This window comes from Phyllobacterium sp. SB3 (assembly GCF_040009165.1).
Classification (GTDB): Bacteria; Pseudomonadota; Alphaproteobacteria; order Rhizobiales; family Rhizobiaceae; genus Phyllobacterium.
This window is the reverse complement of record NZ_JBDYKI010000001.1, coordinates 293,468-306,334: the sequence shown is the minus strand read 5'-3', so window position 1 is coordinate 306,334 and position 12,867 is coordinate 293,468. Positions and strand designations below refer to the sequence as shown.

The window sequence follows — 12,867 nt, the reverse complement described above, 5'->3', positions numbered from 1 at the left end:
ATCACTTTACTGCTGCAAGGCCAGGATCGCCCTGCTTTTCGAAGGTCTTGATCTCCTTGTTGTAGAATGTTCCGTCTTCGTGCTTGGCAACTTCGCGCAGATAAATGTTCTGTGTGATATGGCGCGAACTGGCATCAATCTCGACAGGCCCGCGCGGACTTTCCCAGGCAAGACCCTTGACGGCATCAACCGCTTTTTGAGCGTCCTGTTCGCCGCCGGTCGCTTCGATCATCTTGTAAATGACGTGCATGCCGTCATAGGCACCAACCGATGGGAAAGACAGTTCCGCCGGATTGCCGATTGCTTTGGAAGCGGCCTCGACAAAGGCTTTGTTCTCAGGTGAGTCATGCGACACGGCGTAATGGAACGTGGTCAGGATACCGAGCGCGGGATCACCAAGTGCGGGAAGGTCCGACTCCTGTGTCAGATCGCCGGGTGCCAAAAACTGGACGCCAGCCTGTTTCAGGCCATTTTCATTATAGGCTTTGACGAAGCCCAGCGTTGTGGGGCCGGATGGCAGGAAAGCGAACACCGCTTCCGCACCCGAATCCTTGACGCGCTGCATGATGGGGCTGAAGTCATTGGTTGCGAGCGGCATACGGATCGACTCGACGACGGTGCCGCCTTCGGCACCGAATGTGGCCTTGAAGGCATTTTCAGCATCGACGCCCGGTCCATAATCACTGACGACGGTAATCACTTTGGTGATGCCGCGCTCCTTGGCAACTTTCGCCATGGGCGCCGAAGTTTGCCATGTCGTGAAGGAGGTACGAATAATCAATGGGCTCTTGGTGATGATGGCGGATGTTGCCGCGTTCATGACGACGAGTGGAACATTTGCCTGTTCGAGCAGAGGGGTAACGGCCATGGCATCGGGCGTAAAATAGAAGCCTGCCAGATATTGAACGCCTTCTTTGACGACCAGTTCCTGTGCGAGAGCCTTGGATTGGGCAGGGTCTGCCTGCGGCACGTCGCGATAGATGATTTCGATGTCATCATCGCCTATTTTGCCACCGCCATGAGTGGCTATATAAGCGTCGATACCAGCCTTGAAGTTTTTACCCTGAAGCGCGAACGGACCGGAAAATGGCCCGACCACACCAACTTTAATGGTGTCCGCTGCGGCGGCGCTGCACAAAGCAATGGCTGCGACCGTTGACATGATAATTCTTCTCATTCGTTCCTCCCTAGAACTTTGTCTGGAACCTGACTTTATATCCGGCCTTTATCAGGTTTGCGCATCTCCCGAACAGTCATGCAATCCCAAACATTATCAACCTAATGTCGCAGACTGCACGCTGGTGTAAAATGAAAAGTTCGACATAATAGATAACCAGTCATGTATATGTTTTGAGCATTTCTCGCCCACTTATATCAGCCGTTGCAGCCTTCTTCGCGATGCACATCACTTAAAGGTTATGCATTCTCGAAAATCAGTATGGCAGCCCGACATAATTCTCCGAAAGAGATGCGCTGGCTGCCGGTGAATGCACAAGATAGTCCAGCTCGGCCTCCTGAACTCGCTGGCTGAAAGCATCCGTTCCGGGAAAGCGGTGAAGCATTGTCGTCATCCACCATGAGAAGCGTACGGCTTTCCAGACGCGCGCCAGAGACTTGCCGGAGTAGGCATCAAGGCCTGCGGTGGACTTTTCCAGATAGTGCTGGCGCAGTCCTTCAAACAGATAATGTACATCGCTCGCTGCAAGGTTCAGCCCCTTTGCGCCGGTGGGCGGTACGATGTGCGCGGCATCTCCGACCAGAAATAACCGGCCAAAACGCATGGGCTCGGCAACGAAGGAACGCAGCGGCGCGATGGACTTTTCAAATGATGGGCCGGTAATGAGAGCCTCAGCGTCTTCAGCCGGGAGCCTGCGGCGTAGTTCATCCCAGAAACGATTATCGGCCCAGTCCTCGATTTTGTCGTCGAGCGGGCATTGCACGTAATAACGGCTGCGTGTCAGCGAGCGCATGGAGCAAAGGGCAAATCCGCGTTCGTGACTTGCATAGATAAGTTCGTCGCGAACCGGGTGTACCTCTGCAAGAACCCCAAGCCAGCCAAAAGGATATACTTTTTCGAAAGTCCGGATTGCATCCTCTGGTACGGATTTTCTGCTGATGCCGTGATAGCCATCGCATCCGGCTATATAATCGCAATCGATACGATGTGTTGTGCCGTCTTTCTCATAGGTGACATAGGGCGAAGAGCCGTCAAAGTCATGCGGCGACACATTGGCAGCGTCATAGATGGTTGTTGATCCTGAAGCTTCGCGTACCGCCATCAGATCGCTGGTCAGTTCCGTCTGGCCATAGATCATCACACTTTTTCCGGTTAGCGCATGCAGGTCAATGCGATGGTTCCTGTCATTGAATGCAAGTGAGAATCCTTCATGCGTGAGGCCCTGCGCATGCATACGCGCACCTGCTCCGGCTTTATCAACGAGACCGATGGTGCCTTCTTCGAGAACACCTGCCCGGACCCTGTGAAGAATGTAATCCTTGCTCACCCGGTCGAGGATAACATTGTCGATCCCGACCCGTGTGAGAAGTCCGCCAAGCAGTAAGCCTGCGGGTCCAGAGCCAATGATGACGACCTGCGTGCGCATTCCAGCTATTCCCGCCCGATTGATTTGATGCTGCCGCACACACGCTGGGCAAGGTTCAATGAAGCCGCCGCCGCGACCGCCATTTGCGGAAGCAGCATCCATTCAAGCGACCATGCTGAGCCTGACCGCTCCTGTTCGTGCACAAGGGCAAGATGCATGCCCGAAAGCTGAACCGCGTTGAACTGTGCCAGTGTCACGAGCAGTTCGGCGGACACCGGGTTCTGCTTGTGGGGCATTGCCGATGATCCGCCTCCGCCGTGGAGAACAATTTCATCGCCGCCTTGCGCCAACAGCGCGATGTCCATGCCGAATTTGCCCAGGGTTCCTGTAATCAAAGACAAGAGGCTGGCGAATTCCGTGAGGCGATCACGCTGGCTATGCCATTGCGGCGCATCGCCAAGCTTGAGTGACTTGGCCAAAGCTGCCCTTACCGCAAGGGCCTTGTCTCCAAGGGCATCCAACGTCCCGACTGGCCCGCCGAACTGAACGATCAAAAGCGATTGAGACAAAATGATAAGCCGTTCACGGTGGCGGACGAGCGGTGCATGCCATGCGTTGATGCGATCCGATACGCTGATAGGTAGAGCCGGTTGCATCCGCGTCCGTCCCATCAAGGTTTTTGTCCCATGCTGCTTATCCAAATGCGAGAGAGCAGACAGCACCACTTTCATCCGGGCGTCGAGGATCTTGCAAAGCTGCTTGAGGCGGAGAACATTGCTCGTATCGATAACGTCCTGACTGGTCGCACCGAAATGCAGCGACTTGCCATGCGGAGAGGGTACCGCTTTTCGTAGTTGCCGGATGAGTTCGGGCACCACCACTCCATCCCTTCGGGTCGCATCTTGCAGAGCAGGGAGATTGGGTTTGAAGGAATTGCACGTTTTGGAGATAGCCTTTGCTGCTCCGGCTTTGATAATTCCAGCCTCTGCTTCGACCTCCGCCAAGGCTGCCTCAAAGGAAAGCATGGCTCGGATATCTGCTTCAGCGGTAAAAAGCTTGGAGGCTTCTTCGTCGCCAAACAGGCCGGAGAGAAATGGATGGTCGAATGGAGATACGGTCATTTCCAGCTTTCAAATATCGAGAAAGACGGTTTCCTTGTCGCCCTGCAGGTGAATGTCGAATCTGTAGGTGTTGTCCTCGCGCGGTGCGATCAGCGTCGAGACTCTGACCTTGTGCTCAATGCGCGCCAGTAGAGGGTCTTCGGTATTGGCCTGTTCCTCGTCGCCGAAGTACATTCGCGTATGCAGGCCAATATTGATGCCACGGGCGACGATCCAGAAAGAGATATGGGGTGCCATCAATCGCCCATCCTTGAACGGAACCCTGCCGGGTTTGATGGTCTCGAACTTGAATTCACCATTTTCCATATTGGTTGGCTGTCTGCCCCATCCAGTAAAATTTGGATCGGCCGCCCCACGCAATTCAGATGGGCTGTTGTATAATCCGGCGCTATCTGCCTGCCAGATTTCAATCAGGGCATCTCGTAGGGGCGTATCCGTTCCATCGAAAATCGCGCCGCAGATGGTGATACGTTTACCTCTGGTTTTTTCATTGAGCATCGAGTGGCCAAGATCGGTCTCATACACGCCTTTGATGTCTGCAAAGTTCGGGAGCAATCCGATGTGGACATAGGGGCCCGCGGTCTGAGAAGCGCTCTCCTTCAAGAGACCAAGAGATTGTGCCATCAGTTGCCCTCCAAGCGATTTTCAAAAAGGGTCGAACGGCGGCCACGCAGCACGATATCGAACTTGTAGGCGCGGGCATCCATGGGAATTGTATTGTTCATGTCCAGCGCTGCTATGAGCTGCTCTATGGCAGCTTTGTCCGGGATGGTTTTTACTATCGGACAATTCCAGATCATCGGATCACCATCGAAATACATCTGGGTTATCAGGCGCTGTGAGAATCCATGACCGAACACCGAGAAATGGATATGCGCCGGACGCCAATCGTTAACTCCGTTGGGCCATGGATATGCTCCCGGTCGAATGGTTCGGAAACTGTAATAGCCGTCATCATTGGTAATCGTTCGGCCGCATCCCCCGAAGTTGGGATCAAGTGCGGCAAGGTAGGTTTCTTTCTTGTGGCGATAGCGTCCGCCGGCATTGGCCTGCCAGAATTCTAGCAAAGCGCCCGAAACACCTCTGCCGCGTTCATCCAGCACGCGGCCATGAACAATAATGCGCTCGCCGATGGCGGACTCGCCCGGTGCGGCATAATTATGGATTAAATCATTATCGAGTTCGCCGAGTATCGACGGGTTGAAGACCGGCCCTGTTATTTCAGACAATGTCCCATCGAGAGAGAGCAATGCTTTTTGCGGCGAGCGCAGGACGCTGGTTTTATAACCTGGTGTAAAGGCGGGTGGATGTCGGGCATAATCCCGCGACCAAAAAGCACCGGTCTCTGGTTTCCTGTTCGACATGTTTCCTCCTCATGCCGCCTGTTCGTCTTCTAGTTCTTCGTAGACCTGCTTGGTCAGTTTTATCGCGTGATTGGCTGCAGGTACGCCAGCGTAAATGGCCACATGCAAAAGCGCTTCGCGGATATCCTCTTTGGTAGCGCCTGTGTTGACAGTCGCGCGGATATGCATGGTCAGTTCTTCGTCCTGTCCCAGTGCAGCGAGCAAAGCGATGGTAACGATCGAGCGCTCACGTTTGGTCCATTGCGGGCGCGACCAGACATGTCCCCATGCAGCTTCGGTTATCAGGTCCTGAAACGGCACGTCGAACTCTGTTTTGCTGGCTTCGGCCTTGTCCACATGCCGGTCACCCAAAACAGATCGCCGCGTTTCCATGCCTTGGCTGTAGCGCTCTGATGGGTTCTTCATCTTGCTCTAACCATTCGATTTTTCCCCAAGCTTGAACTCATCGATAAAGGCAAGGATAATTGCAACGAGCATTTCGGGTTGTTCCACGCAAGGAATGTGTCCGGCATCCCTGATTAATTCGTAGCGGGAACCCGGAATAAGTTTTGCGAGGGAAAGCACCACATCCGGCGGCGTCGAGCCATCCTGATCGCCGACAATGCAAATCGCCGGGATTGAAATCCTGCCTGCAGCTTCTGTGAAATCGGCATCGCGAAGCGCCGCACACGTTCCGGCATAGCCCGCCAATGGCTGGCGGATAAGCATATTTCGATAACCCGCCAAGGCCGCGCTGCTTTCGCGATGAAACGGCGGTGTGAACCACCGTTCCAAGACGGTATCAGCGATGCTTTCAATGCCGTTCTGTTCAAGCGTGGCAATGCGGGCCTTCCAGAAATCGGCCGTTCCAATCTTATGGGCTGTGTCGCAAAGTATCAGAGCCCGAACTAGATCGGGCCGTTCGGCATATAGGCCCTGCGCAATAAGGCCGCCCACCGATAGACCGCAGATAATTGCATCCTTGACATTCAGAAGATCCAAAAGGCCGGCAAGATCGCCGACATGATCGTCTATAGAATAGGGGGACGTGCCGACACCTGATAATCCGTGCCCGCGCTTGTCGTAGGTCACGATGGCAAAATCGCCAGCCAGCCGGATTATGACGTCACGCCATATGCGAAAATCCGTGCCCAATGAATTGGCAAATACGATAACCGGCTTTGATGCCGGCCCACCAATCAGCTGATAATGCAGCGTCACACCATTAATATTGGCAAATTGCACGTCTTTCTCCCTTTCATACAAAATGATATGTGCGTACGGTTCTGTAAAATGAACTTTTAGGGCAAATCGATAACTCAGTGGTTATCAGTTTCCAAAGTTTGCTACAGTTTACTCGACGAGGATTGCTTTCACGAGATAGCGCATTGGCCCCGAAGTGGCGCTATCGAATGGCCAGCACGTAGCAAGGACAAGATTCTTGCCATTGGCTCTGGTGCCGATCCCTGAATGATCCCAACGAACAATGTCTGTGCCAGTGACGCGGTAATGGAACGCCCGGCCGTCTTGCCCGGTGATCTTGATGTCATCGTCGATGTTTACGTCTTTCAGGAAGGCAAAATGAGTATCGCGATGTGCAGCATAGACCGCTGTACCATCGCCTCCGGGTTTGGCGCTGCGATCAATATGACCGGGGCCAAAGGCGAGTGCCTGACCGCTTGCACCGTGGAGTGCGATGGCACTTTCAGCGAGGCGGGGAACTTCAATGCGGGCGACCGGCCATGTATCGGCCCAAGACCATGGTTTGACAGGATCACCGGTTGCAAGAGTTTCGGCAAAGGCACGCTCCAGCAGGATTTGCGCGAGTTGGGCCTTGGCATGTATCCATAGGCCTTGACCGAATAACGAAAAGCCGAACAGAGCCGCAATGATCGCAATCATTCTTGCGGCAGGGCGGAAAACCGCCCTGCTTTTATGTGTATGGGAGATTGCGGTCATGATGCTTTAAGTCCCGACTTGCGATTGAAGAGGAACAGGGCTCCACTGGCCAGCAGGATGAGAAGCCCGCCGATCATACGCAGTTCCGCATCGGTGGCCGTCTGGGGAAGAGGCAGTTGTTCCAGTGCGTCCTGTGCTGTTACCGGTTTGTTGCTATGGGCGATCTGTTCAATATCGGGCGAGTTGATATCGGCTTTGCGGAGTGTTTGCTCACCGAAGACCCTATCAAAATCCCATCCGGCTGGAAGATTCAGCGGAACATCGGAGCGTGTCAGAGGCATGTCCGCATTGCGTGATGGTGTCTTGTCTACTGCCACCAGACTTGTCAGGCGGGTTACCAGACCATGCTCCAGCGCCAGTTTGAGAATGCGCTTATTGGCGTCGTCAATGCTGATGGTTCCAAGTGTGCTCTCGACTTCCGCATCGGAAATCTTGCGGCGCGCCCAAAGCTTGGACAAGCCTTCACCAGTCGCGGCATTGGCAAGGGGCACGGTCATTTCCCAAGGCTGCCTGCCGATCATACCCTTGACTGTCAGAGTTCCTGACAGCGAACCAAGCTTGGCTGCAATGACCAAAGGCTCGCCTCGATAAAGATCAGGCAGGTTGGATGGTGTCATATCGACATTACCGGACGAGAATGTGGCAACGAGATTGGTGACAACGGGGTTTTCGAGCTTCGCGAAGAGGTCACGCATACAGTCATTGACCTGTTCGCCGGAGCCGATGGAGGTGAAACTGCCACGGCCCAGTTCGGCAGCACGGTTCATCAGGTAATTATTTGGTGCCGAGCCAATGCCAACCATGAATACCCGCGAGCGACCACGCTTTGCGGCAATCGCATCAAGAAGCTGCTGCTCATTGCCGATGGCGCCGTCGGTGAGGAAAACGATTTGGCGGATGAAAGACTGATCAGCAGGACGGGGATCATTCAACGCCGCCCGTAATGGCTCCAGCATTTCCGTGCCGCCGGATGCCTGAAGGCTGTTGATAAATTCACGCGCCGTGGAAACATTCTTGGCATCAGCTTTGACGGTATCTGTGAAAAGCAGGTCCATCGTGTCGTCAAAACGGATGACGTTGAAACGGTCGGCGGGCTTCAAACGGCTCAGCGCATAATCAAGGCTGGCCTTGGCCTGATCCATTGAGGTGCCGCCCATCGAGCCGGAATTATCGATAACGAATACGATCTCGCGTGGACGTGTATCCTTCTGCTGCTCGATGACAGGAGGCGTTATGTAGGCGAGTGCATAATCATCCTTGCCGACGTGCTCACGGAAGAGACCAACAGTAGGGGTCTTGTTGTCTTTGGGTGTCCAGGTCAGTTCGAAATCGCGATCCGCATGGGCACCATCGGCAAGAGTAATGACCTGTGTTTGATCATTGACGGTCTCTGTTTTTACCGCATGGTACTGGCTCTTGACCTCGCCAAGGTTAAATCCTGCCTGCAGGCGAACCTTGACGCTGACCGGGTTAACCAGCGCATTGAGGCGTGGATCAAGCACGGGAGATGTAATTTTTTCGCGGTCCGGAACCGGATCGGAAGCCGTGCCCCAACCAGTGCCGTTGGCGGAAATATCCGCTGATTGCGTTACAGATGCAGGATTGTAGCGCGGTGCAACGACCAGCGGTATGCGAAGGGAAAATACGTTGTTGGAAAGGCGGATCGGCTCCTGCAGATCAATCTGCACGACGACCTGTTCATGCGGCCCGATATTAGCGACGGAGTTGGTGAAAAGGTTCGGTCGCTCCTGTTCTACCAAGCTGGCTTTCTGACCGGCCGCTTTGGCAGTCTCATAGATGGCCTTCGCCTCCTGCCGCTCCTTGATGTCTCCTACGATAACGCGTTTGCCGACAACCATTTTGAGGCCATGGACGGCGCTGTCTTCCGGCAGAGGATAGGCATAGACCGCCTCCACCCAACCATTGGATGGGTTTGTAAAAATCTGCGTGATACGGGTACGTGCAGTCGGGCCGCTGACAACAATATCAACATCCGTTGCCACGCGCGTTGCTTCAACATACCGGCCGGGCTCCGTGCTCTTCAAAAGCAGCGAACCGGATTTGACCTCATCTAGAGTCATCTGTTGTGTCTGCGGCGAGGCTGATGTCTCGGCACGGGCAGGAAGGGCAGAAAAGAGAGTGGCGGCAAGTGCGATCAATGGCAGAATCAAAATGTTGATCAGGCCAATAGCGCGGCAACTCTGCCCGACCCAGCGGGGCATCGATCTTTTTTTGCGGTTGAGTGTTAAAGGATTCATCGGGAAAGCTCCTGTTGGTGCTCCCATCGGGGAAGCTTTCCTCATTTCATCCACATGCCGCTTTGCCGCCAGCGTAAGGTTCCGCGATGTTCCGCACGCGAACGTCACCTGCTGTCTTGCCGGATGCCGTGATGTGTGGATATGTGAAGGAATGTGCGGACTCTAACGCATTTGGGGCAGGAAAATGGACGGTGACGAACTATCCGAAAAACAGAACAGGGCTGTTGCCGCCAGAATCCGGGAGGAATTGGCACGCCGCAGGGTCTCAAGGCAGTATCTCGCTGACCTTGCAAAGATCAGTCTTTCAACGTTGGAAAAAGCCCTTTCAGGTCATCGCCCCTTCACGCTGGCAACAACAATACGGTTGGAAGAGGCGCTGGCGATGCGGCTGCGGGCGGCAGACACGCAGGATACAGTTATTCCTGTATCCAATGGTCACGCTGATGAGCAGTTTGGCGCTTATTCGCGGGCATCCGTCGCCTGGATCGAGGGCCTCTATGTGACGATCCGGCCCTCATTTGGCGACAAGCAGGCGATCTTTGCCTATTGCACCGAGATTCACTGGAACGAGGTTACCTCCAACCTCCGGTTCAATGAAAAAGACAGGTTGGACGCCGCATTCACCCAGCAGGGAACCGTGGCTATCCCCAACCTTTCCGGTCACATTTACCTTTCAACCAATACGTCCGGGCAGCAGAGATTGATCATTGTCTCGCGACCTTCGATTACCGGCGAAATGTATGGGATACTCACCACACTGCAGGCAGGACGCGGAGCACAGTTGACGCCGGTCGCCGCGCCAATAGTGCTTATTCCGATGCGGTCGCTACCCGAGGCGCCGCTGGGGCGAATAGGTCCTGATCAACCGGGTTTTGAAACCTATGCTGCTTATCTCAAGCGCACGGTGGAAGAGCCGTTTGCCATGTTCCTGCCAGGCGTGGCAGCGCAATGATCGAGAACCGCATCAAGTTTCGCCATCTCTTTACCTTCCTTGAGGTTGCACGGCAGAAAAGCGTGATGAAGGCTGCGGATCAGCTGAATATCAGTCAGCCAGCCGTCACGAAGACCATAAGAGAACTTGAAGACGTGCTTGGTGTAGCCGTTTTCGAGCGTGACGGCCGCGGGATTCGCATTACGCGCTATGGTGAGGCATTCCTCAAGCACGCAGGTGCATCCATAACGGCGCTGCGGCAGGGCGTTGACTCCGTTTCAAGCGAGTTGAGTGGAGATGGAATTCCCATACGAATAGGGGCTTTGCCGACTGTATCCACCCATATCATGCCGCGTGCCATGCAGTTGTTTCTCAAAGAGAAGACAGGAAGCCGCCTTAAAATCGTAACGGGTGAAAACTCGGTGCTGCTGGAGCAGTTGCGGCTGGGCGATCTTGATCTGGTGGTCGGGCGACTTGCGGCTCCGGAAAAAATGACCGGCCTGTCTTTCGAGCACCTCTACTCCGAACAGGTGGTGTTTGCGGTACGCGCGGGACATCCCTTGCTGGGAAGCGATAACGTCTTTTCGCGGCTGGGCGAATTTCCTTTGCTGATGCCGACACGGGCATCGATCATCCGTCCGTTTGTGGATCGTTTTCTTATAGTCAATGGCATTGGCAGCCTACCAACAGAGATTGAGACCGTTTCGGATGCCTTTGGCCGGGCGTTCGTCCGTATCAGCGATGCCGTGTGGATCATTTCTGCAGGGGTGGTGGCAAATGATCTGGCTGACGGTTTATTGGCTACGCTCGACATTGACACGCAAGATACCAAGGGTCCGGTCGGGCTGACTGTGCGGGCGGAGGTAATACCCTCATTACCGCTTTCGATTCTGATGCAGACGATCAGGGAAACAGCCCGCGATATCTCTTAAATGAGGACATGCCGTAGTGCTGCTTGTGTTTCGCGCATGATTGGTAGATACCGCCCGACCATTTCAGTCAGCTCTGTGCGCGCGGCTTGAGTGCCCACATTCATCGCTGCGATGGTCGATCCTCTGCTATCCTGTAACGGGATGGCAATCGAGCGCAGGCCGATTTCCAATTCCTGATCTACAATTGCATAACCTTGATTTTGAATACGCCGAAGTTCCTCAAGCAACTCCGCGATATCGGTTAATGTATGCGGGGTGTTGGCATTCCGGTCAGTATCTTCAAGAATGGCTCGTGCCTGTTGTTCGGGGAGCGCCGCGAGCAGAACCCGCCCCATGGATGCACAATAGGCAGGCAGCCGGCTGCCGGGATTGAGATTTATCGACATAACTCGCCGCTGGGCGGCACGGGCAACGTAGACCACCTCATTTCCGTCGAGAACGGAAACGGAGGCACTTTCGCCAGTTGCCTCGGACAGCCGGTCGAGAAAAGGCTGGACGATGCGTGGCAGGGGGGTAGCTGACAGATAAGAGTGGCCGAGACGCAGAACACGCGAGGTCAGGGTGAAGAACTTGCCGTCATAATGTGCGTAACCGAGTTCTGACAAAGTTAGCAGGCAGCGACGGGCGGTTGCCCGCTCAAGTCCCGTAATGTTCGACACATCAGTGATTGACAAACGTGGTGTTGCTTCACCGAAAGCCTCAATGACACGAAGACCCTTTGCAAAGCCGTTTATAAAATCCGTTTCACGCATAGAGGCTGCTCTCCATAGTTGGCCTACAACTATCACAATTTGTGCGATATACGAACAAAAATCAAATAACGCACAAATTGTTTGACGTTTTATGAGGCACGCCTTTATCTGCAAGCGGAATTGACCAGACCGACGGTTCAGTTTTTCGAAACTCCGGATTGCATGAGGAGATTGCCATGGCGCGCCTGTGCTCACTTTCACAAGCTATCGAAGAAAACTTGCGTGACGGCGACAGTGTTGCGCTGGAGGGTTTTACTCACCTTATCCCTTATGCAGCGGGGCATGAAATCATCCGGCAAGGCCGGAAAAATCTGTTCCTGATCCGCATGACCCCCGACATAATCTATGATCAGCTCATAGGTGCCGGTGCTGCCAGAGGCATGAAGTTTTCATGGGGAGGCAATCCGGGTGTAGGGTCATTGCATCGGTTTCGTGATGCGGTAGAGAACCAATGGCCTCGACCTCTGGAAATCGAAGAGCATTCCCATGCCGCCATGGCAAACGCCTATGAAGCTGGAGCAGCCAATCTGCCGTTTGCGGTGCTTAGGGGGTATATCGGAGCCGATCTGCCCAAGGTGAATGCAAACATCCGCAATATCACCTGTCCCTTCACCGGAGAAGTTCTGGCAGCCGTGCCGTCTATACGCCCTGATGTTTCAGTTATTCATGCACAACGGGCAGACCGGCAGGGCAATGTCCTAATCGAAGGTATTGTCGGTGTGCAAAAGGAGGCCGTGCTTGCGGCCAAGCGATCGATAGTCACTGTTGAGGAAATCGTGGATGAACTTAATCCACCTTCGCCCAATTCTGTCGTTCTGCCTTCGTGGGCGATCAATTCGGTCGTTCATGTTCCAGGCGGCGCATTCCCGTCCTATGCCCATGGCTACTACAAGCGTTCAAACTCTTTCTACATTGCATGGGACAGGATCGCCCGTGAGCGCGACAGTTTTCAGGCTTGGCTTAACCAGAATGTGATGAACGGTGGCCCGGAAGATTTTTCGCGGCATATCGGCCACGCGGCTTGAGGA

General features: G+C 54.3%; 13 protein-coding genes. 3 read left to right on the top strand and 10 right to left on the bottom strand.

The window, feature by feature from the left end:
• Nucleotide 1: 1 nt before the first annotated feature.
• The 9 genes from ABKW30_RS01555 to ABKW30_RS01515 form a co-directional block, all read right to left on the bottom strand.
• Nucleotides 2–1,177: an ABC transporter substrate-binding protein gene (locus ABKW30_RS01555; protein WP_348596267.1), complete on the bottom strand. Its 1,176-nt coding sequence runs from the start codon at nt 1,175–1,177 to the stop codon at nt 2–4.
• Nucleotides 1,178–1,433: 256 nt separating this feature from the next.
• Nucleotides 1,434–2,603: a 4-hydroxybenzoate 3-monooxygenase gene (gene pobA, locus ABKW30_RS01550; protein ID WP_348596266.1), complete on the bottom strand. Its 1,170-nt coding sequence runs from the start codon at nt 2,601–2,603 to the stop codon at nt 1,434–1,436.
• A gap of 5 nt (nt 2,604–2,608) precedes the next feature.
• Nucleotides 2,609–3,664: a 3-carboxy-cis,cis-muconate cycloisomerase gene (locus tag ABKW30_RS01545; RefSeq protein WP_348596265.1), complete on the bottom strand. Its 1,056-nt coding sequence runs from the start codon at nt 3,662–3,664 to the stop codon at nt 2,609–2,611.
• Nucleotides 3,665–3,673: 9 nt separating this feature from the next.
• Nucleotides 3,674–4,288 carry a protocatechuate 3,4-dioxygenase subunit alpha gene (gene pcaG / locus ABKW30_RS01540; protein ID WP_348596264.1) on the bottom strand — a complete coding sequence of 205 codons (615 nt, stop codon included), beginning with the start codon at nt 4,286–4,288 and terminating at the stop codon, nt 3,674–3,676.
• Complete coding sequence (gene pcaH, locus ABKW30_RS01535) at nt 4,288–5,028, bottom strand: protocatechuate 3,4-dioxygenase subunit beta (protein ID WP_348596263.1); 741 nt, start codon at nt 5,026–5,028, stop codon at nt 4,288–4,290. Before pcaH ends, pcaG begins: the two co-directional genes overlap by 1 nt.
• 9 nt (nt 5,029–5,037) lie before the next feature.
• Nucleotides 5,038–5,433 carry a 4-carboxymuconolactone decarboxylase gene (pcaC, locus tag ABKW30_RS01530; RefSeq protein WP_348596262.1) on the bottom strand — a complete coding sequence of 132 codons (396 nt, stop codon included), beginning with the start codon at nt 5,431–5,433 and terminating at the stop codon, nt 5,038–5,040.
• Between the two features lie 6 nt (nt 5,434–5,439).
• The gene (gene pcaD / locus ABKW30_RS01525; protein ID WP_348596261.1) at nt 5,440–6,252 is read right to left on the bottom strand and encodes a 3-oxoadipate enol-lactonase; all 813 of its coding nucleotides are present in this window, start codon (nt 6,250–6,252) and stop codon (nt 5,440–5,442) included.
• A gap of 108 nt (nt 6,253–6,360) precedes the next feature.
• The gene (locus ABKW30_RS01520; protein WP_348596260.1) at nt 6,361–6,966 is read right to left on the bottom strand and encodes a class GN sortase; all 606 of its coding nucleotides are present in this window, start codon (nt 6,964–6,966) and stop codon (nt 6,361–6,363) included.
• A complete protein-coding gene (locus tag ABKW30_RS01515) occupies nt 6,963–9,224 on the bottom strand; it encodes a marine proteobacterial sortase target protein (protein ID WP_348596259.1) in 2,262 nt (753 codons plus the stop codon). The genes ABKW30_RS01520 and ABKW30_RS01515 overlap by 4 nt, the downstream gene beginning before the upstream one ends.
• Nucleotides 9,225–9,408: 184 nt before the next feature.
• Here ABKW30_RS01515 and ABKW30_RS01510 point away from each other — a divergent pair, with 184 nt between their 5' ends.
• Nucleotides 9,409–10,176, top strand: coding sequence for a helix-turn-helix transcriptional regulator (locus ABKW30_RS01510; protein ID WP_348596258.1), 768 nt, complete (start codon nt 9,409–9,411; stop codon nt 10,174–10,176).
• Nucleotides 10,173–11,087 (top strand): pca operon transcription factor PcaQ, encoded by a 915-nt coding sequence (gene pcaQ, locus ABKW30_RS01505; RefSeq protein ID WP_348596257.1) that lies wholly within the window; start codon nt 10,173–10,175, stop codon nt 11,085–11,087. Before ABKW30_RS01510 ends, pcaQ begins: the two co-directional genes overlap by 4 nt.
• Here the strand turns inward: pcaQ and ABKW30_RS01500 are convergent.
• Nucleotides 11,084–11,839 carry an IclR family transcriptional regulator gene (locus ABKW30_RS01500; RefSeq protein ID WP_348596256.1) on the bottom strand — a complete coding sequence of 252 codons (756 nt, stop codon included), beginning with the start codon at nt 11,837–11,839 and terminating at the stop codon, nt 11,084–11,086. The two genes, pcaQ and ABKW30_RS01500, sit on opposite strands and share 4 nt — an antisense overlap.
• Before the next feature lie 176 nt (nt 11,840–12,015).
• On the opposite strand from ABKW30_RS01500, the gene ABKW30_RS01495 reads away from it, so the two are divergent.
• The gene (locus tag ABKW30_RS01495) at nt 12,016–12,864 is read left to right on the top strand and encodes a CoA transferase subunit A (RefSeq protein WP_348596255.1); all 849 of its coding nucleotides are present in this window, start codon (nt 12,016–12,018) and stop codon (nt 12,862–12,864) included.
• Nucleotides 12,865–12,867 lie beyond the last annotated feature (3 nt).

Coding starts and splice junctions, on each gene's coding strand:
- pcaQ (WP_348596257.1), top strand. CDS start 10,173: ATGATCGAGAACCGCATCAAGTTTCGCCATCTCTTTACCTTCCTTGAG.
- pobA (WP_348596266.1), bottom strand. CDS start 2,603: ATGCGCACGCAGGTCGTCATCATTGGCTCTGGACCCGCAGGCTTACTG.
- pcaH (WP_348596263.1), bottom strand. CDS start 5,028: ATGTCGAACAGGAAACCAGAGACCGGTGCTTTTTGGTCGCGGGATTAT.
- ABKW30_RS01520 (WP_348596260.1), bottom strand. CDS start 6,966: ATGACCGCAATCTCCCATACACATAAAAGCAGGGCGGTTTTCCGCCCT.
- ABKW30_RS01510 (WP_348596258.1), top strand. CDS start 9,409: ATGGACGGTGACGAACTATCCGAAAAACAGAACAGGGCTGTTGCCGCC.
- pcaG (WP_348596264.1), bottom strand. CDS start 4,288: ATGGCACAATCTCTTGGTCTCTTGAAGGAGAGCGCTTCTCAGACCGCG.
- ABKW30_RS01545 (WP_348596265.1), bottom strand. CDS start 3,664: ATGACCGTATCTCCATTCGACCATCCATTTCTCTCCGGCCTGTTTGGC.
- pcaC (WP_348596262.1), bottom strand. CDS start 5,433: ATGAAGAACCCATCAGAGCGCTACAGCCAAGGCATGGAAACGCGGCGA.
- ABKW30_RS01515 (WP_348596259.1), bottom strand. CDS start 9,224: ATGAATCCTTTAACACTCAACCGCAAAAAAAGATCGATGCCCCGCTGG.
- ABKW30_RS01495 (WP_348596255.1), top strand. CDS start 12,016: ATGGCGCGCCTGTGCTCACTTTCACAAGCTATCGAAGAAAACTTGCGT.
- ABKW30_RS01500 (WP_348596256.1), bottom strand. CDS start 11,839: ATGCGTGAAACGGATTTTATAAACGGCTTTGCAAAGGGTCTTCGTGTC.
- ABKW30_RS01555 (WP_348596267.1), bottom strand. CDS start 1,177: ATGAGAAGAATTATCATGTCAACGGTCGCAGCCATTGCTTTGTGCAGC.